Source organism: Streptomyces sp. P9-A4, assembly GCF_036634195.1.
Lineage (GTDB): Bacteria > Actinomycetota > Actinomycetes > Streptomycetales > Streptomycetaceae > Streptomyces.
Genome location: NZ_JAZIFY010000001.1, coordinates 304,610 through 325,800, shown reverse-complemented (window position 1 = coordinate 325,800; position 21,191 = coordinate 304,610). Strand labels below are relative to the sequence as shown.

The following is a 21,191-nucleotide window of genomic DNA, read 5'->3' as shown; positions in this document are numbered from 1 at the left end:
CCGACGGCCGGCCTCCCGTACGCCTCGCCAACGGGGGACATCTCGGCGTCGCCCGCGCCGACGGCAGCGTGTCCGGCGCGTTCGCCGCCGAGGACGGCGACCGTCCCCCGGCCGTCCCGCGCGGCGGCATCCTCGCCTACGCCGCTCCCGCCGGGCTCGGCAAGACCACACTGCTCGCCGAGATCCGTCGCCGCGCCGTCGGCCGGGGCTGCACCGTGCTCTCCGCACGCGGCGGCGACCAGGAACAGCGGGTCGCCTTCCACGTTGCCCGTCAGCTCCTCCAGCCCCAGCTGGCCCACGCCACCGACGCCGAACTCCGCGAACGGCTCGGCTCCTGGTACGACATCGTCGGCCCCGCCCTCGGCCTGCGCGCCTCCGCCGAGGGTTCGCCGCCCGACCCCCAGGGCCTGCGCGACGGACTCGACTGGGTCCTCACCCATCTCGCCGTACGCCGCGCACCGCTGGTCGTCGTCCTCGACGACGCCCACTGGACCGACCCCGAAACACTCGGCTGGCTCGCCGCGTTCGCCCCGCGCGCCGAGGAACTGCCCATGCTCCTCGTCGTCGCCTACCGGCCCGACGAACTCCCGGACGAAGGCGCCGAGTTCACCGGACACCGGTCCGGGCAACGCCCCCACGGGCTCGCACCGCTCACCTCCGAAGCCGTCGCCCGGCTCGTCCGCGACCGCGTCGGCACCCAGGCCGACGACACCTTCTGCCACGACTTCTGGACCGTCACCTCCGGCAACCCCTTCGAAGCGGTCGAACTCGCCGCGAAGGTCCGCGACCGGGGACTCGAACCCACCGCCGACGGCGCCCACGAACTCCGCGACCTCGCGGCCGCCCTCAAGGGCACCGGCCTCGTCGCCCGGCTCGAACGCCTCGGCTCACCCACCGTCCGGCTCGCCTGGGCCTGCGCCGTCCTCGGCACCGAGATCTCGCCCCAGCTCGCGGGCGCCGTCGCCGGTCTCGGCAGCGAGGCGGTCGCCGAGTGCGCCGCCCGACTCCGCGAGGCCCGCGTCCTCGCCGAGGCCGAAGGGCCGGACGAACCGCTCCAGTTCGTCCACCCCCTCATCGCCACCACCGTCTACCGCTCCATCCCGGCCGGCACCCGCGTCGCCCTGCACGGCCAGGCCGCCTGGTGCGTCGTCGACGCAGGCCTCGGACCCACCGCCGCGGCCCGCCACCTCCTGGAGACCCACCCCGAGGGCGATCCCTGGGTCGTGCACCAACTGCGCGCCGCCGCCGGCGAGAACCTCCGCGCCGGAGCCCCCGACGCAGCCCGCCGCTTCCTCGCCCGCGCCCTGCGCGAACCGCCCGCCGACGACGACCGGGCCGCCGTCCTCTTCGAACTCGGCTGCTCCTCGCTCCTCACCGAACCCGCCACCACCGTCAACCATCTGCGCGCCGCCCTGGAAGAGCCCGTCAGCGACCCCGCCCTGCGCCACGGGATCGTCTACCGCCTCTCCCAGGTCCTCGCCCACAGCGACCGGCTCGTGGAGGCCTCCGAACTCCTCGGCCACGAGGCCCGGCAGGCCCCCGACGCCCGCAGCAGGCTGCGGATGCAGGCCGAGAAGTTCATGTGGGACGCCCTGCGTGCCGACGAACCCGAATCGCCCGCCCGGTCCCGGCGCCTCGCGGCCCTCGCCGACCGGCTCACCGGCCGGGACGTGACCGAGCGGTACATCATCGGACTCCGCGCCTGGGACGCCACCCTGCGCGCCGAACCCGCCTCCGTCGCCCTCAAGCATGCCGAGCGCGCCCTCGAAGGCGGCCTGACCTGGGCCGATGAGAGCCGGGGCTTCGAGGTGCCGGTCCTCGTGGCTCTGCTCCACCTCTACGCCGACCGCCCCGGCCGCGCCGAGGAGCTCTTCGCCGCCGGAACCGCCGAGTTCGAGAAGCAGGGCTGGCGCGGGGCGCACCTCGCCTTCGCGTACACCCTCATCGGCTATATACGCTTCCGTCGCGGCCGCCTGATGGAGGCCGAGGACTTCGCCCGCTCCGGACTCCGCCTCGCCGAGCGCGTCGGAGCCCGCACCCCGGCCCTCTGGTACGCGACCGGCGTCATGATCGAGGTCCTCATCGCCCGCGGCCGGACCGACGAGGCCGAGCAGGTCGCCCGCGAGCACGACTTCGGCGAACCGTTCCCGGCCGCCGTCACCATCCCCGACTGCGAGACCGTCCACGCCGAACTGCTGCTTGCCACCGGCCGCACCAAGGAGGCCGCCGAGGAACTCGCCGCCGTCGGCAGGCGCCTCGACCCGCGCGGCAAGCGCAACCCCTCCTGCTGCCCCTGGCAGCTCCACCTCGCGCTCGCCGAGGCGGAGACCTCCCCGGCGAAGGCGGTGGCCATCGCCCACGAGGCCGTCGCCCGCGCCCGCCAGTACGGCGCGCCCTCCGCGATCGGCCAGGCGCTCCGGGTGACCGCCGAGGTCTCCGACCCCTCCGAGCGGGTGAAGCTCCTGGAGGAGTCCGTCAGCTGGCTCGACCAGTCACCCGCCGCGTACGAGCTGGCCCGCTCCCTCGTCGCCCTCGGTGTGGCACTGCGCCGCACCGAGCGCGCCGCGGAGGCCGCCGAGCACCTCTACCGGGGCCTCGAGGCCGCCCAGGACTGTGGCGCGGACGCCCTCGCCGAGGTCGCGCGGGCCGAGCTCGCGGCGGCCGGGCTGCGGCCCCGCGCCCTCCACCCGGCGGGCACGGACACGCTCACCGCCCGTGAGCGCGCCGCCGCCGATCTCACCGTCCGCGACCAGAACGCGGCAGCCGCCCTCGGCGTCGACGCGACCGCGGTCGGCCGGCTCCTCTCCGCCGTCTACCGCAAGCTGGGCACCGATCGCACGGGCCTCGCCCAGGCCCTGCGGAACACGGGACGGGACCCCGACGACCTCGCCGGACAGGACTGACCGGCCGGATCCGCCCGGCGCGTCGCACCGCGCGCCGGGCCACGTACCATGGCCGTATGTCCTTCCTCCGCCGCCGCAGCGCCGCCACACCCGCGGGCCCGGACTTCGACGTCCTGGCCATGGATCCGGGGGACTGGCCCGGCAACCTCGGCGCCGGTCTGCTGCCCGCGCCCGACGGCTCCTGCCAGGGCGTCTTCCTCCGCTACGACCTCTTCGGCGGACGCGGACCCGCGATGATCATCGGTAATCTCCCGGAGGGCTCCCCGGCGCGCGAGCTCGCGGACGGCCAGATCCCCTTCGAGGTGGCCCAGCTCCTCGCCGCCCTTGAGAACGACGAGCCGGTCGAGGTCCTCGACGCCGAGGACGTCCCCGTGATGCAGGGCGACAACCTCCTCATCGTCCGTCGCCTCAAGCTCTCCGAGAGCCGTATCTCCTGCGTCCAGTTCGATCGCAGCGACAACGTCCTCGTGACGATCGCCAGTTGGGACCGGCCGATCACCGACGACCTGTACGCGCTGCTCAAGCCGCTGCCCGCCGAGCTGTTCCAGCAGGGCTGAGGGAGGGGCGGGGGCCGATGAGCGCGCGCGTCGACAGCTGGATCTGGGCGGTCCGTCTCACCAAGACCCGCTCCCAGTCCGCCGCGGCCTGCCGCGCCGGGCACGTCAAGGTCAACGGCGAGCGGGCCAAGCCCGCCCAGCCGGTGAAGCCCGGCGACGAGGTCAGGCTCTTCCACGGCGGCCGGGAGCGGATCGTCGAGGTCAAGGAACTCCACACCAAGCGGGTCGGCCCGCCCGTGGCCGCCGAGGCCTATGTGGACAACAGCCCGCCCCCGCCGCCGCGCGAGCACGTCGCCGTCGCCGCCGTGCGCGACCGGGGCGCCGGCCGCCCCACCAAGCGTGACCGGCGCGAACTCGACGACCTGCGTGGCCGTCGCGCCTGACCCGTACGACCCGTCCCGGCGGGTACGAGGGCCGCTGCCGGGAACTCCCGGCGGCGGCCCTCCGCCGTGTCAGCGCGCCCCGGCGCCGAGCAGCCCGGACAGCCGCGCGGCCGAGGTGCCCAACCCCGTCGGACCGCGCCGCAGCAGCGCGGTCCCACTGCCCGCGTGGACGTCCTCGGCGCCGTAACGCCGCACGCTCCGGTGCCAGTTGAGGATTCCCGCGAGCCAGTCCTCCAGCTCCCGCAGATACGCCTCGAAGGCCGCCCGGCCCGCCCGGTCCAGCCCGAAGTCGGCGTAGAGCAGCGGCACTTCGTTCTTCTTCAGGTGCTCGTACTGGCGCAGCCGGCCCCGGATCAGGTCGTCGACCATCGACACCGCCGTCGGGTAGTCGCAGTCGAAGAACTTCTGCAGGACGAGCACGCCGTTGTGCACCTCGCCCTCGACCTCGATCTCCTTCTGGTACGAGAAGAGGTCGTTGAGGAGCGTCGCGTAGTCCATGACCGAGTGCTCAAGGGCCTGGACGGTGCCGGTGTGGTAGATCTCGGGCGGCAGCTCCTCGGTGTGGCGCAGCCGGCACAGCAGCATGGTCAGCTCCGAACCGAAGGTGGTCCGGCGCATCTCGATGTAGTCGACGGGGTCGGGCACCCGGTGCTGCGCCTGGTTGTGCAGTTCCCACAGCCAGCTGTCCAGCATGGCGTCGAGCGCCGTGCGCAGCTGGGCGCGGGCCTCGGGAGGCATGGGGCCGGCGGTGCGGTGCCAGAGGTCGGCGAGCGACCGCTCCATCGGGTTCACGGCGAGCGCCGCCCCGGCGGCCGTGTCCTCCAGCGGCATACAGGTCTTGAAGCGCTCGGTCTGCTCCTTGGCCCCCCGGAGGTCGCGCGAGCGCCCGAAGAAGAAGGGGTAGTAGTCGTCCCCGTACGTCCCCCAGGTCAGCCACTCGGCGTTGAGCTCCAGCTCCTCCGGCGTGGCGTCCGGGTCGAGCCCCGCCGAGCAGAGCGCGAGGTCGAAGCCCTCGGCCATCGGCCGGTCCCAGATGTGGTCCAGAAGGCCCCAGTGCTCGGCCCAGTCCAGGGAGCGCCGCCGCGCCTCATGGTGGTGGGGGCTGAGCGTCAGCGGGTACGGCAGGTCGAACTCCGGCAGCAGGGAGGGCCCGACGTGCCGGGGCGTGTGGGTGAGCGTCCGCAGCCGGGAGGCGGCGGGGCGGCCGAAGAGGGTGCGGATGTCGAGCGCGGAGGTGCCGATGACCCCGTCGAGCCGCGAGGGCCCGGCGACCATGCCCTCGTTCATGTACCGGCTGGAGCGCATGTGCCACTCGTGGCCGCCGGACTGCCAGTCCTGGAGCCCCTTGGCGTACGCCGCGACGGCCGCGACCTCGTCCGGCCCGAGGCCCTTCTCGACGGCGAGCGGCGGCACCTCGGTCAGGGCCGTGTTCTCGAACTGCTGGATCCGCGAGGTCAGCAGGTCGTTGACGGCATCGGCCGCCTCCTGCGTCGTACAGCCGAGGAAGCGTTCCAGGACCAGCACGCCGTTGCTGTTCTCGCCCTCGTCCTCCACCTCCCGCTGGTAGGAGAAGAGGTCGTTGCGCAGGTGCACGGCGTCCGAGAAGGCGTCCCTGAGGACCCTCAACGGGCGGGAGTGCGCGACCCGTTCGGGGACCTCCGCGCCCGCCGCGTACTCGACGAGCCCGGCCGACCAGGGCGCTCCGCCCACCTTGCGCCGCATCTCGATGTACTCGACGGGGTTCGCGACGCGCCCCTCGTTGATGTTGTCCAGCTCCCAGAGCGACTCGTTGAGCAGGTGCTCGGTCGCCTCCGCGAACCGCACCCGCCAGCCCTCCGACATCGAGGGAACGGTCCGCCGCCAGAGGTCGGCGAGCCCTGCCTCGACCGGGTTGGTGGGCTCGGGCATGCCCTCCGCCGGGTCCGCCGGCATGAACAGCGGCAGCCGGTCCAGATACGTCTTGCCGCCGGCCCGGTCCTGGGTGCGCTTGAAGACCTCGAGGAAGTGGTCGTCGAAGAAGAACACCCACGTGTACCAGTCCGTGACGAGGTCCAGGGCCTCCGCGTCGCAGTCCGGGTGGGTGTACGCGCACAGCAGGGCGTAGTCATGGGAATCGAGGTCCTCCTGCTCCCAGACCCCCGAGCCCTCCAGCATCCCCATCTCCCGCGCCCAGTCCCGGGTATGGGTGCGGGCGGTATCCACATGGGGATTGAGCCGCGCCGGATACGGAACATAGAAATCCGGCATAACGAAGGGCTGAGGCATGCGCTGAGGGGCCTTCCGGTGAGCAGAACGCAGGTTGTCCGGCCCACCTTTACCCGTCGCCCGTACGGCGCACGCGATCTCCTGAATAGTCATATGAACGCCGAAGGGGTGGTGCCGGACCCGATGTCCGGCACCACCCCGCGCCTTTCGGCCAGCTCCCCGTCAGGCCCGGGAAACCCGCACGTCAGCGGCCTTCACAAAGGCCACACGATGGCCGAACTGGATCTCGTAGTACTCCTCCTGGCCGCGCACCACCCGGTGCCCGCCGGTGTCGAACACCGGCGCGAAGAAGTACTCGCCCGGGGTCCGGTCTCCCACCACGTACCGCTGCCCGGCGAGCAGCCTGTACGGCAGCGGCGACACCGACTGCACCGGCACGCCCGCCGGGTACGCCGAGGCCTCCGGGTACGCCCGCCCGTACACCGGCACCTCCGCCAGACCCTCGCGGGGCGTCAGGACCAGCCCCCGCGCGTTCACCGCGGCCGGCTCCTTCGCGGGGTTGTGGAACCAGGCCTTCTGCCCGAGGTACCAGATCGCCGTCCAGTCGCCCCGGCGCTCCGCCACCGCGTAGCTCTGCCCGGTCGAGGCACGTGCCCCGGTGTCGTTGACCCCGGTGGTCGAGTCCTGCCCGCCGGGCCGCAGACCGATGTCCTTCACCAGGGGCGCGTCCGCGCCCGGCGCGGTGTGGAGGCGCACCGCACCGCTGCCGTGCGGCACGCACGCGGTGCCGGCCGTCGTGCAGCCCGTGTAGACCGGCTGGTGGCCGCTGTACTCCGGCCGGATCGTCACCACCCCGGCGTCCGGGCCCGCGCTGGGCGTGATCGGCCGGCCGAGCAGCCGGAAGTAGTGCGCCCAGTCCCAGTACGGACCCGGGTCCGTGTGCATGCCCTTGATCGAGGACGAGACCGTGCCCGGGACGTTGTCGTGGCCCAGGATGTGCTGCCGGTCCAGCGGGATGCCGTACCGGGCGGCGAGGTACCGCACCAGCCGCGCCGACGACCGGTACATCGCCTCCGTGTACCAGGAGTCCGGCGAGGTCAGGAAGCCCTCGTGCTCCAGCCCCACCGACTTGGCGTTCACGAACCAGTTGCCCGCGTGCCAGCCGACGTCCTTGAGCGACAGGTGCTGGGCGACGTGCCCGTCGGAGGAGCGCAGCGAGTACTGCCACGAGACGTACGTCGGGTCCTGCACCAGCTTCAGGGTGGTGCCCCAGTCGGCCTCGGTGTCATGGATGACGATGTAGTCGATCGACTGCGAGGCCGGGCGGTTCGCCTTGTCGTGGTTGCCGTAGTCGCCGTCGCCGAACTCCTCGTACGGCGCCGGGACCCACTCGCACGCGACCGTGGGCGGGCACTCCACCGGGCCGCCGGCCGGCCGGCGCAGCCCCAGGGCCGTCATCTGCTCGGTGGCGGGCGCGACCGACGGCGCGGCCGGCAGCGTCACCAGCTGCCCGCTGTCCGTGGTCCGGGACTCGCCGGTCCTGATCACGTCGAAGACGTCGTTCGCGTACGTGGCCGCCGTCGCCGAGTCGTCAGCGCCGGAGTACCGGGCCACCGCCCCGTACCAGTCGGCCGGGTCCGCGCTCGCCGGAAGCCCGGACTCCCGCTGAGCCGCCGCGAGCAGCGCCGCCCCGCCCTCGATGTTCGCCTCCGTGCCGGTGCGCAGCTCCTCGGCCGGAATGCCGGACAGCTCGGACGCCCGCTCCAGGGTCCGCAGCCGCGGGGGCAGCGACGCCGGGGCCGGCGAGGAGGCCGAGGCGGCCGGTACGGCCGGGTCGCCGGAGGCCGCCGGGCGCAGGGCGCGGGAGTCGTCGCCGCGCGCGTCCTCCTCGCCCTCCGAGTGGTGCGGGGCGGCCGAGGCCAGCGCCGTCACCGCGTCCGTCAGGTGCATCGGTCCGTAGCCGCCGGTCACGCTCGGCGCACCACCGTGGGTGTCCCAGCGGGACTGGAGGTAGGAGACGGCGAGCAGCACGCTCTCGGGTACGCCGTGGTGGGCGGCAGCGCGGGCGAACTGTCCCTGGAGGACACCCGCCTCGGGTACCTCGGCACCGGCCGGCGGGGCGGCGGAGAGCAGCGGGAGCAGCAGGGCGGCGGACGCGAGCACGCCCACCGCCCTCGGGACACGGGGAGACGGTGTACGTCTCGTGGTCGAGGGACGGAGCAAGGCAGCCTCCAGAGGCAGGGGGTGACACGGGGGCGTGCGGGACCGAACCCGTACAGGGGTATCGGCTCCCGAACGATCCGTCAATCACGCCTGCATCCATGGAAGTTCCCACGTCAGAGCGGGAATGGAGGCCATCCGGCGGAGTTTCGCGGAGATGGGTCCCGGGCCTGGGACGCGTCAGTGGAGTGGACCATTGGCTCCGCCGCCGCGGCGGCGGCTCGGCGGCGGACGCAGCGATGCGCCGCGTCCCGGTGTGTCGGCACCGGGCGCACGGCGCACCCACCCCCGTGTCGTCGGTCGGTTCCCGCGCCTCAGCGCGTCCCGACCGCCGCGCGCACGGCCCGCCGTGCCATGGCGCAGTCGTCGTGCAGCCGCCTCAGGAGCAGCCGCTGTTCCTCACCGGGCGCGAGCGCACCCGTCGGCACCGGCACGGAACCCGCCGGCGGAGCCTCCTTCATAGTGCGCTGCACCGCCGTCTCGTAGGTACGGATCTCCCGCGTCAGGACGATCATCAGGTTCACCAGGAAGGCGTCCCGGGAGGCGGGACCCGCCTGCTGGGCGAGCTGGCTGATCTGACGGCGGGCCGGCGGAGCGTCACCGAGCACCGCCCACAGCGTCGCCAGGTCGTAGCCGGGCAGGTACCAGCCCGCGTGCTCCCAGTCGACGAGGACCGGCCCGGCGGGGGAGAGGAGGATGTTGGAGAGCAGGGCGTCACCGTGACAGAACTGGCCCATGCCCTGACGGCCGCCCGCCTGCGCCAGACCGTGCAGCAGCTTCTGCAGATCGTCCCGGTCGCGGTCCGTGAACAGCCCGAGCTCGTGGAAGCGCGCGATCCGCGTCCCGTAGTCGAGCGGCGCGTCGAAGGTTCCGGCCGGCGGGCGCCAGGCGTTGAGGCGGGCGATGGCGCCGAGCGCGGCCCGCACATCGGCCCGGGGCGGCGCCTCGACGGGGTGGCGCGAGAGCGCCGCCGCCCGTCCGGGCATCCGCTCGATCACCAGCGTGCAGTTCTCCGGGTCCGCCGCGATCAGCCGCGGCGCCCGCACGGGCGGACGGTGGCGGACGAAGGAGCGGTAGGACGCTATCTCGTGCCGGAACCGCTCGACCCAGGCCGGGGAGTGGTCCAGTAAACACTTCGCGACCGCCGTGGTCCGCCCGGTCGTCCCGACGATGAGTACGGAACGCCCGCTGCGCCGCAGCACCTGCACCGGATTGAACTCCGGGCAGATCCGGTGGACCGAGGCGATCGCCATCTTCAGCTGCGCACCCTGAGGGCCGGACAGGTCGAGTCTCCCGCTGATCGGCTGGGTGCCCGTGCCGCCGGCCCAGCGCCGCGGCCGGACGGCCTGCGGGACGGGGGCGAGGTACGGACCGGCGCCGGCCGGGAGGATGCGGTGCTGCGGCCGGGGCGGGGCGGACACGGAGGACGATGCTGTGTACATGGAGGTGACAGATCCCTTCGTGTGCCGACGAGTTGCGTGCGTCGCCCCGCCCGCCCCCGGGTCCGCACCCTGGGGAATGAGGGCCGGTCGGCGGGGCGGGGTGGCGCGCTCCTACCTGACACCCGGGCGCGGGTGGCGGAACATCCAGCGCACCCTGGCGAACCCTGGCGAATTGTCGCCAGGCCTATGACAGAGGGCTACTGTCAACTCAGCCGAGAACCTGGGGGCTTAGACGTGACCGGACAAACCAACACCCGCCTTGCAGACCTGTTCGGCCTGGCCGGATGGTCCAAGGGCGAGCTCGCGAGACTCGTCAACCGGCAGGCGGCGGCCATCGGCCACCCCCAGCTGGCGACGGACACCTCGCGGGTGCGGCGGTGGATCGACCGGGGCGAGACCCCGCGCGATCCCGTGCCCAGGGTGCTGGCAGCACTGTTCACCGAGCGACTCGGCCGTGTCGTGACCATCGAGGACCTCGGGTTCGTACGACACGGGCGCAGCGGAAAGCAGCGGGACGTCAGGAAGACGGACAACCCTGACGGGCTGCCCTGGGCACCCGATCGTACGGCGGCGGTCCTCACCGAATTCACGGGAATGGACCTCATGCTCAACCGACGCGGCCTGGTGGGCGCGGGTGCCGCGCTTGCCGCCGGCTCCGTACTCAGCAACGCCATGCACGACTGGCTGCAGAACGACCCCGCACGCCAGTCCTCCCCCCAGCGGGCCACCGACCCCCTGCACGCCGACCCCGCCGGGTTCGACCGGTACGAGGCGGCCCCCATCGGGTCGCAGGAGATCGAGGCCCTGGAGCACTCGGTGGAGGTGTTCCGCGCCTGGGACGCCTCCCGGGGCGGCGGTCTCCAGCGCAAGGCCGTGGTGGGCCAGCTCAACGAGGTGGGCGGCATGCTCGCCTACCGCCATGCCGACCACCTCCAGCGGCGCCTGTGGGGCGTCGCCGCCAACCTGGCGGTCCTCGCGGGCTGGATGTCCCACGACGTGGGCCTCGAACCCACGGCGCAGAAGTACTTCGTGATCGCCGCCCACGCGGCCCGCGAGGGCGGCGACCGGCCCCGGGCCGGCGAGGCGCTCTCCAGAGCGGCCCGGCAGATGGTGCATCTGGGCCGTCCCGATGACGCCCTCGACCTCATGAAGCTCGCCAAGGACGGTTCGGGCGAGCGGGTGCTGCCCCGCACCCAGGCCATGTTCCACACGATCGAGGCCTGGGCGCAGGCCTCGATGGGCCGCGGGCAGGCGATGCGCCGCACCCTCGGCGAGGCCGAGGAGCTGTTCGTCTCCGACCGGCACGACGAGAAGACGCCGAGCTGGATGCAGAACTTCGACGAGGCGGACATGCACGGCATGCAGGCCCTCGCCTACCGCACCCTCGCGGATCACGACGCGACCGCCGCGGTGCCGGCCCAGCACCATGCCAAGCTGGCGCTGGAACTGCGACGCGGCGGCCACGACCGGTCGAAGCTCTTCGATCACATCTCGATGGCTTCGGCCTGCTTCATCGCCGACGACCCGGAGCAGGCCGACCGCTACGCCAGGCTGGCCCTGATCTCGATGGGCAAGACCTCGTCGCACCGCACCTGGGACCGGCTCCGGGAGATGTACCGGCTCACCGGGCAGTACGCCGGGTACACGACGATCGACGGCCTGCGCGAGGAGATGGAGGAGGTCCTGCCGATGTCCCCGGTCAACCGGCCGAGGACGGGCGAGGCCTGAGGGGCCGGGCTTGTTGAGTACGGGCGAGCCCGCCCTCAACCGATCCGTGCCACCCTCAACCGACCCGTACCACCATCACGCAGGCGTCGTCCTCGCGCTCTTCCTCGCCGAACTCCTCGACCACCGCGCGGACCCCGTCCTGCGCGTCCCGTGCGTCGGCGAGCCGGTGTCCGAGAGCGAGCAGACGCCGCGCGCCGGTGTCGTCGTCCGTTGCGCTGCCGCGGGTCAGGCCGTCGGTGTGCAGGACGAGGACGTCCCCGGGGAGCAGCCGGGTCTCGGCCTCGCCGTACACCGCGCCGGTCGTCGCCCCGAGCAGGACGCCTTCGGGGCGCCGGAGGACGTGCCCCGTCCCGTCGCGGAACAGCAGCGGGGCGGGGTGACCGGACTGCGACCACGTGAGGGTCTGGGCCACCGGGTCGTACCGGCAGCACATCGCGCTCCCGAGCGCGGGCTGCGCGGCGGTCTCCAGGAGCTGGTTCAGATGCCCCATGAGCGCGGCGGGGCGGATCCCGGCGACGGCCATGCCGCGCAGTGCGCCGAGGAGCATCGCCATCGACGAGGTCGCGGCGACCCCGTGGCCCGTCAGATCACCGACGGTGAGCAGTGCGTCCCCGTCGGGCAGTGCCAGGGCGTCGTACCAGTCGCCGCCGATCAGACCGGTGGTGGCGGCCGGGAGGTAGTGGGCGGCGACGTCCAGCGGGGCGGGGCCGTCGTGCGCGAACCGCAGCGAGCCGCGCCACGGCGGCAGTACGGCCTCCTGGAGCTCGACGGCGACCCGCCGCTCGGTCTGCTCGATGTGGCGGCTGAGCTCCAGGGTGTCCCGGCTCTCCCGGACCGCGCGCTGGCTGCGCCGGAGTGCGCTGACGTCGCGGAGGACGGCCCACATGGAGGCGGTGCAGCCGTCGGCGTCGAGGACGGGCTCGCCCGTCATGTGGACGGTGCGGACCGTTCCGTCGGTCCGGATGATCCGGAACTCGCCGTCGATCGGCTTCCCGTCGATCAGGCAGTCCGTCACCATGCCCTGCAGCACCGGCTGGTCGTCGACGAACACCATCGTCGGCATCTCGTCCAGCGACATCGCGCCGCTCTCGCGCGCGCGTCCGAAGATCTGGAACAGCTCTTCGGACCAGCTGACCTCGTCCGTGAGCAGGTTCCACTCGGCGCTGCCGACGCGGGAGAGCAGCGAACCGGTGCGGGCCGGGGCGGGTTCGCCGTACGCGGCACCGGGGTCGGCCACGTGCGGGATGGCCGGATCGGTGTCGGTGACGGGCTCGATGTCGGCGTCGGGGGCGAGTTCCTCCGGCACGCCGGCCCGGAGCTGGCCCAAGTGGGCGCCGAGGTCGTCGAGCTGGTGAACCGCGAGGTCACAGAGGGCACGCTGCCAGCGTCGGCGGGGATCGTCCTCGTTCGCCACGGCGTCCTGGCGGACGGCGACCAGCTCGCCGCGGAGGCGGCGGGTCTGCGAGATGAGCGCGTCGACGGCGCCCGGCTCCGGCTGGTGGGCGGGGCGGTCCGCGAACAGAGGGGACGGCATGTCGTACTCCGATACAGGCGCGGCACGGCCAGGCCAAGGGGGAAAGGGAGGCCCGCATACGACTGTTGCACAGGCCGAGACAGCCTGTAAGTGCTTTGGCAACACTCGATCCGGTGGTGCTTCTGACATATGCCAAAGGCCCGGCGATTATCGGCCAGGCCACGACGGGTTACGGTGCGGGGGTGGTGAACGACGACGGAATCGGCACATTGGGCACCCGCACGGGGGTCCCGGGAGCGACGGGAGCGAGCGGGACAACGGACCTGGTGGGGGCGGCGGTTACAGCGGTTTCGGCAGCGACGGAGGTGACGGCGGTGACAGGGGTCATGGGTGTGACGGATGAGGTACGTGGAGCGTCGCCGGCGCCCGCCGCCCCCGTCGGCACCGCCCTGCTGCTCGCCGCCGCGCCCGCCGGGCGGGGGCGCGTCATGGACGCCGCGTCCGTGCTCCCGGCCCTCGCCGCCGTGCCGCCCGGTGCCCTCACCGGCACCGCCACCGCGACGGTCGTCGAACTCGCCGACCCCCTCGACCCGCAGACCGTGCTCACCCGGCTCCGCGCCGCCGCCGCGAGCCCCGGCCCCCTGCTCGTCTGCCTCGCCGGGCAGCTCCATCTCGACCGCCGGCAGCGGCTGCCCCACCTCGCGCTCGCCCGCACCACCACCGCGACCCTCCGCTACACCGCGCTGCCCTGGCACTGGCTCGTCGGCGAGCTGAGCGTACGGCCCCCCGGCACCACGACCGTCGTCGCGGACCTCGCGGCCGACCCCGATGCGTGGGAACGCCTCGCCGCCGCACCGGACCTCCTGCACCTCGGACCGGGTCCGACCCTCTACGGGAGGGTGACGGCGCCCCCGCGCCGAGGGGGGACGACCACGCCCGACTACCTCCGCTCCTGGGCGGAACTGTGGCGCTCGGGGGTCCGGCTCCCGTACGCCACGCTCCACGCGGAGTCCGCCGCCCTGACCGCCTCCCTGACACCGGACCAGACGCTCCTGGGCCCGGCCGCCGTTCCCGCTCCCGGGCCGGTCGTGGAACAGGACCCGCACCCCGCGATCCTGGCCGCCGCCATGGCCGGCCGCCACGGCGAGGCCGCGTCGGTGGCCGCTGCCTGGGAACGCGAGGCCCTGCGCCACCACGGGCCCCGCTCCGTGGAGGCCGTCCACTGGACGGAGGTGCGCGCCGACCTCGCGCGCCTCGCGGGGGAACCCGCCCGCAGCTGCGAACTGTGGCTGGTCGCCGCCGAGGCCCGGCTCGGCCTGGGCCAGCGGACGGACGACCCGGACGTCGAAGGGGCCGTGGACCGGGCGCACCACCAGTGGGAGCAGACCGACGACCCGGAGCGCGCCCGAGCCCTCGGCCCCGCGCTCGTCGCCCTGCGCCGACGGGTCCCGGGCCGCCAGCCGGGAGCCCTGGCGGCGCTCACCCGCCGCATGACCTGAGGCGCGCGGTGTCATCGCCGTACGGGACACCGGGGGAGCGGCGCACACGGTGACGGACTGGCGGGCGGTCGAGGCGGCGCTGACCCGCGGCTCTCTATGATCGCCTCAATACGAGGCCGTGACGGGGGAGTTGTCGATGATCGTGGGACACGTACGGACACCGGGGGTGCTGGGGGCGCTCGCCCTCCTGGGCGCGGTCCTGGTCGGGTGCACCTCGGGAGGCGGCGCGGACGGCACGACGGGCGGCACCCCGGGCAGTACCTCGGGCAGCGCTTCGAGCGGTGCGGAACCGGTGCTGACGGAAGCGCTGGCACGGCAGGTCTTCGAGAAGTACGTCCGGGAGAACGCCGCGGCCGACGCCAAGGGGGATCTCGAGGCGACGGCCCGTATCGAGGGTGGCCGGCTTCTTGAGGAGAGCCGCGCCGAGGCCCGGCTGCGCGTGGCGAAGGGGGACAAGGACACGCCGGTCCGCTATGTGAGGCCGGTGTTCCTGGTCCCGGCGGCGGGGTCGGGGACAGGAGCCGGGGCTGGGGAGTCCGCTCCGCAGGGCTTCGCCGTGCTGAGCAAGAGACAGGGGCAGGAGTCGGACCGGTCCTCCGTCCTGCACTACTTCGTGCGTGGAGGCGACGGCGAGGGGTGGCGGGCCGTGGTGGCCACCTGGGTGGTGACCGAGCCTCCGGCGGGCACGCCTGGCACATCGGCACCGGCGCCCGATCCGTCGCCGGAGAAGGGCGTCCTCGCGCTGCGGCCGAAGGTTCTGCCGTCCCCGGCCCGTGGGGCGTCGGGGCGGGCCGAACTGTCACCGACCGGGGCGGCGGACGCCGCCGTGTGCGGGAAGTACGCGGAGTTCCTGAGCTTCACCGTGCCCGGGGGGAAGTCCGACAGCCCGTACTTCGTACGGGGCGAGTTCACCAGCAAGCTGGTCGACTTCTTCAACGGCTGGCACGAGAAGCAGCTCGTACGGGACTTCACCTACCGGCCGGTGGGGCAGGCGCTGCCGGTGTTCCGGCTGGACAACGGCGGTTCGCTGGTCACCTGCACCCTCGAAGGGACCTTCCACGACCGGGGCCGCACCCCGGCGGACTGGATCTCGACGAACGAGGGCAGCGACACCGAAGTCCTGCTGGGCCGGGCCGGCCGGAAGTGGAGCACCATCGAGGAGGTGTGGAGCGTGACGGCGGTGGTGGAGGTGCCGAAGGGCGGAGGGCCCTCCACGGTCCTCTCCTCGAACGCCTACAAGGCGACGAAGATGTCCGTGAAGGGCGTCGAACTGAAGTGACCGTGCGGACCCGGCGCGCCTCGACGCGGCCGGATCGCCCGGATCCGGCACCGGCCGCCCGTAGGGCCGGTGAGGGCGTCCTCATCTGGAACAGACAGCCCTCCCGTGTCGAGCGAGTGATCGTTACGCTCCACGCCCGGACAGTCACCGTCGATGACGCGCCAGGTTCCGGATGATCATTCACTCCACCGTGTCCCATGGCCGCATACGCGGTCCTCGACTGCGGCCCGGTCGGCTCCTTCAGAGCACGGCGAGGCGGTCCACCAGCAGTTCCACCCTCTGCCCGGTGTCCTCGGGCGGCAGCCGTCCCGCCCGGGTCAGGGTGGCGATCCCGTGCAGGGAAGCCCAGAACACCTCGGTGAACACTCCTGGGTGGACGCCGTCCCCGGCGACCTCGCCGAGGCACTCCAGCAGGGCGGCGAAGGCGTCCTTGAGAGGTGCCGGGGTGTCCTCCCGTGCGTACGCCAGGCCGCCGTCGAGCTGGAACAGGGCGTCGTAGACCGCCGGGTTGCGCTCGGCGAAGTCGAGGTAGCCGCGGGCGAGGGCGGCGACCCGGGCGCGCGGACCGTCCGCGCCGGCGGTCGCTTCCCGCAGGGCCACGGCCATCTCGGTGGCGCCCTGGAGGGCGACGGCGCCGATGATCTCGCGCTTGCCGCGGAAGTGGCTGTAGAGGACGGGCTGGCTGTATTCGATGCGCTCGGCGAGCCGGCGGGTGGTGACCGCGTCCCAGCCCTGCTGCTCGGCGAGTTCGCGGGCCGTCGCCACGATGAGGCGCTCGCGGTCCGCCCTTTCACGCTGCTTGCGTTCTTGTACCGACATGATTCGATCCTAGCACCGCTAGACAAGCGAGCGGCAGTAGTACTAGCGTTGCCACATCACCTAGCGCTGCTAGATCCAGAGGGGTCATCATGCTCAACGCACTCGAGGTCGTCACCACCGTGGTCTTCGGGGTGATGGTGGGGGTGGAGTTCGCCGTCGCCTTCGTCATGAACCCGATCCTCAACGCCCTGCCCGAGGACAGTCGCCAGCTCGGCCACGCCCACGGGGGCCGGATGCTCGGCGCCGCGATGCCGGTCTGGTACATCGGCTCGCTCGCCCTCGTCGCGGTCTGGGCCGTCGCCGGATGGCACCACGACGGCATCGGCCTGGTCGTCATCGCCGGCGCGCTGCTGATCCTCGCCGTGGTCATGTCGATCCTGCTGCTCGTTCCGATCAACAACCGGAACAGGACGTGGACCCCCGAGAACCGGCCCGAGGACTGGAAGGAGCAGGTGAACCGGTGGGTCCGCTTCCACTACGTCCGCGTCGCCGTCCTCGTCGCCGCCTTCGCCCTGCTGGTCGCCGCCCTCGTCTGAGCCCGGGGGCCGATACGGGCCCGGCGGCGCGCGCCCCGGGCCCGTAACCCTCGGCACCCCGCCGGGCTGAGATGATCGGACCATGCCCGCCTCCTCGACCCCGGCCCCCGGCACGGCCTCGCCGCCCGTCCCCTCCCCGCCGCTTCCCTTCACCACCGAGCGGCTGCTGCTGCGGCCCGTGCGTGCGGGCGACGTTCCCGCCGTCACCCGGCTGTGGACGGATCCAGAGGTCAGGCGGCATCTGGGTGGGCCGGTCACCGAGCACGTCGTGCGGATCCGGCAGTGGCGCGTGGTGGGCGCGCCGGGCGTGCACGCGGTCGTGCGGGCGGCCGACGGTGTGCTGCTCGGGCTGGTGACGGTGGAGCCCGGGGCGCGGGACGGGGAGACGGAGATCTCGTACCAGTTCCTGCCCGAGCACTGGGGCAGGGGCTACGCACGGGAGGCCGTCGCGGCCGTCCTCGACATCACGCTCAGCGAGACCCCCAGTGTGGTCGCGCTGACCCAGCAGGCGAACCACCCCTCCCGGCGCCTCCTGGAGGATGTCGGGATGACGCATGTCTCGTCCTTCGTCGAGTACGAGGCCCACCAGGTCCTCTACCGGCGCCGAAGCTGACCCGGCCGACCCGCGTCGCCCCGAACGTCCTCGGGGCCCGACCTGTGCCAAGGAGCTCTGACCCATGTCCTTCCTGGTGATCGGCGAGTGCGTCGCCGACATCGTGCCGGCCCCGCCGGGCTCCGGCGCCGCCGACCGGGTCCACCCGGGCGGCAGCCCCGCCAACGTCGCCTACGGCCTCGCCCGCCTCGGCCGGGACGTCACCCTGCTCACCCAGCTCGCCGACGACCCCCACGGACGGCTGATCGCGGACCACCTCACGGGCGCGGGCGTACGGGTGGAGGTCGGTGGCACAGCCGCCCGCACCCCGTCGGCGGTCGTCGGCCTCGACGCGCACGGCCGGGCCGCGTACACCTTCGACATCGCCTGGACCCTGTCGGCCGGAGCGGCGGCGGCGCCCGCGCCGGCCCATGTGCACATCGGCTCGATCGCCGCCGTCATCGCCCCCGGCGCGGACACCGTCCTCGCGGAGGCCGAGCGGCTACGGGACCGGGCCACGGTCAGCTACGACCCCAACGTACGGCCCGAACTGATGGGGGAGCAGGTGGCGGCCGTCGCCCGCGTCGAGCGCTGCGTCGCCCTCGCCGACCTCGTCAAGGCGAGCGACGAGGACCTGGCCTGGCTGTACCCGGGCGAGGACCCGCAGGAGGTCGCCGCCCGCTGGCTGGCCCTCGGTCCGGCCGTCGTCCTGGTCACCCGGGGCGCGGCCGGCTCCTTCGCCCTCACCCGGCACCACACGGTCGCCGCGGAGGCGCCCCCGGTCACCGTCGTCGACACCGTCGGGGCGGGCGACTCGTTCATGTCCGCCGTCCTGGACACCCTCGCCGGACGGGGGCGGGAGGCCCTCGGCGGCCTCGGCGCCGAGTACCTCGCGGAACTGCTGCGGAGAGCGGGCGCGGCGGCGGCCGTCACCGTCTCGCGGTCGGGCGCCCTCCCGCCCGACCGGTCCGAACTGGAAGCGGCCGGGCGGGAGTTCCCGGTCAGGTCCGGGCGTGCGTGGTGATGTAGGAGGCGAACTGCTCGACCATCTCCGGCGTCACCGTCGGCCGGCACTCGGCGATGGCCTCCAGGTAGTCCACCGTGCTCGCCCCGGGGGCCGGGCCGTCACCGGCGCGCCCACCGACGGAGAGAAGGTCCCGCTCCATCCCGGCGACCTCGGCCCACAGGTCGCCCGGGAGCAGCCGGCCGCCCAGGTCGTCGAGGAGTCCGGCGGCCGGCCCGTGCAGCGGCTCCACCTTCTCGAAGTACGTGACGGCCGGCTGCCGGGTGTACCCGGCGTTGAGGAGGCCCTCGCCGACGAGTTTCTCCTCCGGCAGGACGTACGCGATCCTCCCGGCGCGGGCGGCCACGAGCCGCCGCTCCAGCTCCACCAGGAGGGCGCTGGCGAGACCGCAGCCGCGCCACGCCGAGGAGACCGCGATCCGCATCACCCAGGCCCGCTCGCCGGAGACACAGGCGAGCGCGGCCCCGATCGGCGCGCCCTGGTGGACGCGACGACGGCGGGCTGGCGGCTGGTGAGGGCGCCGATGCACTCGGCGAGCGAGAACACGGACTCCTGGCCCAGCTCGGCCGTGGTGTCGATCAGACGGACGACGGCCGCGAGATCGCTCTCACGGTAGTCGTGGATGTGCCAGTTCACCGGTGGTGCCGCCCCTCGTTGGTGCCGTTGCGGCGAGGCTGGGCGGGGTCCCGGAGGCCGGTCGTGCGCCATCCTGCACAGGGCGGCGCGGGCGAACGCGCCGTACCGGCTCTATGCGGTCCGATGCGGTCGCGGCATGCGAAAGGCCCCCGGAAGGAGTTCCTTCCGGGGGCCTGCGTGACGACGGGACCGTCAGTAGGCCGGGGCCAGCTTCGGGTTCGGGCCGTGGGCGTTCTCGTGCTGGTCGCCCTCGGTGGCGAGGAAGACGATCAGGATGATGGCGCCGACCAGCGGGATCAGGTCGATGAGGATCCACCAGCCCGAGCGGCCGGTGTCGTGCAGGCGGCGGACCGTCACGCCCAGGCTCGGCAGGAGGATGGCCAGGAAGTAGACCACGTACAGCAGCGGGTAGGTGCTGATCGCCATGTCGACGATCATGATGATGATCGCCGCGATCGCGTTGAAGAGGAAGAACATCCAGAATTCCTGGCGGCGCGCGCGGCCGTTGAACACGGCGTACTTCTTGAGAACGTCGAGGTACCAGTTCACTTTGTCCCCCCAAGGACTGGGTATGCGAGCGGGAGCCTGTCCCTGTGGAGCAAGCTTTACGCAGAACTTAGGTGGCTGAAACCACATGGGTCAATTCGTTACCGGGTAGTGGCCGTTCCGGCGCTGGGGAACGCGAACGGCGGCGCCTCCGGTGAGGGAGGTGCCGCCGTTCGGGAAGGGGATCAGTACGTCACGTCCTTCTCTTGGTCATCAGCAGTCCGCCGGCCGTGAGGGAGAACAGGCAGACGCATGCGCCGGTGATCACATTGCTGAGGATCGTGCCCGTGTCGGGGTTCCGCGAGACCACCCACGGGGCGACGATCAGCCAAGCGCCCAGCAGCAGTACGACGAAGTTCAGGTCCTGCGACCGCTCCGGTGCCATCGACATGCACAGGCCGAGGGCCGCGAGGGCGATGCCGACGACCAGGTTGGTGATGGCGAGTTCGGGGCGGGCGGCGGAGAAGTGAACCGTCCACGCGGAGATCGCGGCGTAGATGCCGGCGAGGATCACGAGTTCCTCGACCGCCGCGACACCTCGGGTCTGGAGCATACGGGCATATCGGTCCCGCATTTCCGGCGCATCGGGGTGTCCCGCGATATCACCAGGACGGTGAGAGACGTCGGCCATGCGACTCGCCTCCTTCTGGCGTCATGCATGTCTGACCGCGCTTGCGGCGAATGGGGCCGCTGCTTCATTGTGCGCTTATCTGGTCTTTATGTGTAGATCTGCCCGATAAGGGAACCGCACAGAATTTGAGCTGCGCATATGCAGAGAACCACCAAAGGAAGATCCCGTTCAACAAAAATTCAATTCAAACGCGAGCCAGTCGTCGCATCGGTGTGCCGGGCGTCCCTGTGCCGGGTGCCCGGCGCGTCTCCGGCGTAGCCTGGAAGTGGACTCGGGGTCCGAATCTCCACCGCCAGGAGCGGATGATGGCCGGCATCGTACGAAGAAGCTTCGACGCAGCGGACGAGACCCGCCCCTTCGAGGACGGTAAGGGCAGGGTCGACCTGCTCACCAGCGGACGCGGCCCGGTCGGCCGTGCCGTGTTCGAACCTGGCTGGAAGTGGTCCCAGCACGTCAAGCCCATCGCGGGCACCGACAGCTGCCAGGCCTCCCACGTCGGATACGTCGTCAGCGGCCGGATGAAGGTCGTCATGGACGACGGCGAGTCGGCCGAGTTCGGCGCCGGCGACTATATGGAGGTCACCCCCGGACACGACGCCTGGGTAGTGGGCGACGAGACCTGCGTGGCCGTCGACTGGACGGGCTTCGGCGACTACGCCAAACCCCAGGGCTCCTGACGCTCCGCACGTCCCATCGGCTCGACCAGGGAACGCCCGT

Annotated in this window: 17 protein-coding genes and 1 pseudogene; 10 read left to right on the top strand and 8 right to left on the bottom strand. The window is 72.7% G+C overall.

Annotation, left to right across the window (positions count from 1 at the left end):
* Window positions 1–68 precede the first annotated feature (68 nt).
* From V4Y03_RS01510 to V4Y03_RS01500, 3 genes are read left to right on the top strand one after another with little or no spacing between them, the layout of a single operon-like run.
* Entirely contained in the window at window positions 69–2,903 is a 2,835-nt protein-coding gene (locus tag V4Y03_RS01510) for an ATP-binding protein (RefSeq protein ID WP_332437081.1), read from the top strand.
* Between the two features lie 56 nt (window positions 2,904–2,959).
* Window positions 2,960–3,460, top strand: coding sequence for a hypothetical protein (locus tag V4Y03_RS01505; RefSeq protein WP_033205852.1), 501 nt, complete (start codon window positions 2,960–2,962; stop codon window positions 3,458–3,460).
* 17 nt (window positions 3,461–3,477) lie between these two features.
* A complete protein-coding gene (locus V4Y03_RS01500) occupies window positions 3,478–3,843 on the top strand; it encodes an RNA-binding S4 domain-containing protein (protein WP_332433663.1) in 366 nt (121 codons plus the stop codon).
* 69 nt (window positions 3,844–3,912) lie between these two features.
* Here V4Y03_RS01500 and V4Y03_RS01495 read toward each other — a convergent pair whose 3' ends face one another.
* The 3 genes from V4Y03_RS01495 to V4Y03_RS01485 form a co-directional block, all read right to left on the bottom strand.
* A complete protein-coding gene (locus tag V4Y03_RS01495; protein WP_332433662.1) occupies window positions 3,913–6,108 on the bottom strand; it encodes a terpene synthase family protein in 2,196 nt (731 codons plus the stop codon).
* A gap of 162 nt (window positions 6,109–6,270) precedes the next feature.
* On the bottom strand, window positions 6,271–8,217 hold the full coding sequence (locus tag V4Y03_RS01490; protein ID WP_332433661.1) for an N-acetylmuramoyl-L-alanine amidase: 1,947 nt from the start codon (window positions 8,215–8,217) through the stop codon (window positions 6,271–6,273).
* A 365-nt stretch (window positions 8,218–8,582) separates the two neighbouring features.
* Window positions 8,583–9,710, bottom strand: a complete 1,128-nt coding sequence (locus V4Y03_RS01485; protein ID WP_317878076.1) for an aminoglycoside phosphotransferase family protein — start codon at window positions 9,708–9,710, stop codon at window positions 8,583–8,585.
* A gap of 234 nt (window positions 9,711–9,944) precedes the next feature.
* Here V4Y03_RS01485 and V4Y03_RS01480 point away from each other — a divergent pair, with 234 nt between their 5' ends.
* Window positions 9,945–11,438 carry a DNA-binding protein NsdB gene (locus V4Y03_RS01480; protein ID WP_332433659.1) on the top strand — a complete coding sequence of 498 codons (1,494 nt, stop codon included), beginning with the start codon at window positions 9,945–9,947 and terminating at the stop codon, window positions 11,436–11,438.
* Window positions 11,439–11,493: 55 nt separating this feature from the next.
* On the opposite strand, the gene V4Y03_RS01475 is transcribed toward V4Y03_RS01480, so the two are convergent.
* Entirely contained in the window at window positions 11,494–12,972 is a 1,479-nt protein-coding gene (locus V4Y03_RS01475) for a PP2C family protein-serine/threonine phosphatase (RefSeq protein ID WP_332433657.1), read from the bottom strand.
* A 326-nt stretch (window positions 12,973–13,298) separates the two neighbouring features.
* On the opposite strand from V4Y03_RS01475, the gene V4Y03_RS01470 reads away from it, so the two are divergent.
* Both V4Y03_RS01470 and V4Y03_RS01465 read left to right on the top strand, forming a co-directional pair.
* Window positions 13,299–14,411, top strand: coding sequence for a hypothetical protein (locus V4Y03_RS01470; RefSeq protein ID WP_332433655.1), 1,113 nt, complete (start codon window positions 13,299–13,301; stop codon window positions 14,409–14,411).
* Between the two features lie 136 nt (window positions 14,412–14,547).
* A complete protein-coding gene (locus V4Y03_RS01465; protein ID WP_332433654.1) occupies window positions 14,548–15,690 on the top strand; it encodes a hypothetical protein in 1,143 nt (380 codons plus the stop codon).
* Between the two features lie 240 nt (window positions 15,691–15,930).
* Here the strand turns inward: V4Y03_RS01465 and V4Y03_RS01460 are convergent, their stop codons facing one another.
* Window positions 15,931–16,509: a TetR/AcrR family transcriptional regulator gene (locus V4Y03_RS01460; RefSeq protein WP_332433653.1), complete on the bottom strand. Its 579-nt coding sequence runs from the start codon at window positions 16,507–16,509 to the stop codon at window positions 15,931–15,933.
* Window positions 16,510–16,598: 89 nt separating this feature from the next.
* Here V4Y03_RS01460 and V4Y03_RS01455 point away from each other — a divergent pair, with 89 nt between their 5' ends.
* The 3 genes from V4Y03_RS01455 (at window position 16,599) to V4Y03_RS01445 (ending at window position 18,661) form a co-directional block, all read left to right on the top strand.
* The gene (locus V4Y03_RS01455; protein ID WP_332433652.1) at window positions 16,599–17,045 is read left to right on the top strand and encodes a DUF1772 domain-containing protein; all 447 of its coding nucleotides are present in this window, start codon (window positions 16,599–16,601) and stop codon (window positions 17,043–17,045) included.
* Window positions 17,046–17,127: 82 nt separating this feature from the next.
* Window positions 17,128–17,658 carry a GNAT family N-acetyltransferase gene (locus V4Y03_RS01450; RefSeq protein ID WP_332433651.1) on the top strand — a complete coding sequence of 177 codons (531 nt, stop codon included), beginning with the start codon at window positions 17,128–17,130 and terminating at the stop codon, window positions 17,656–17,658.
* 64 nt (window positions 17,659–17,722) lie between these two features.
* Window positions 17,723–18,661 carry a carbohydrate kinase family protein gene (locus V4Y03_RS01445; protein ID WP_332433649.1) on the top strand — a complete coding sequence of 313 codons (939 nt, stop codon included), beginning with the start codon at window positions 17,723–17,725 and terminating at the stop codon, window positions 18,659–18,661.
* 130 nt (window positions 18,662–18,791) lie between these two features.
* On the opposite strand, the pseudogene V4Y03_RS33820 reads toward V4Y03_RS01445, so the two are convergent.
* From V4Y03_RS33820 to V4Y03_RS01425, 3 genes and pseudogenes are all read right to left on the bottom strand, one after another.
* Window positions 18,792–19,297: pseudogene (locus V4Y03_RS33820) on the bottom strand (GNAT family N-acetyltransferase); the annotation flags it as partial.
* Between the two features lie 192 nt (window positions 19,298–19,489).
* Window positions 19,490–19,846 carry a DUF805 domain-containing protein gene (locus tag V4Y03_RS01430; RefSeq protein ID WP_332433646.1) on the bottom strand — a complete coding sequence of 119 codons (357 nt, stop codon included), beginning with the start codon at window positions 19,844–19,846 and terminating at the stop codon, window positions 19,490–19,492.
* A 190-nt stretch (window positions 19,847–20,036) separates the two neighbouring features.
* A complete protein-coding gene (locus V4Y03_RS01425; RefSeq protein ID WP_242427237.1) occupies window positions 20,037–20,396 on the bottom strand; it encodes an SPW repeat protein in 360 nt (119 codons plus the stop codon).
* A gap of 383 nt (window positions 20,397–20,779) precedes the next feature.
* Here V4Y03_RS01425 and V4Y03_RS01420 point away from each other — a divergent pair, with 383 nt between their 5' ends.
* A complete protein-coding gene (locus tag V4Y03_RS01420) occupies window positions 20,780–21,151 on the top strand; it encodes a cupin domain-containing protein (RefSeq protein ID WP_317876023.1) in 372 nt (123 codons plus the stop codon).
* The last annotated feature ends 40 nt before the right edge of the window (window positions 21,152–21,191 follow it).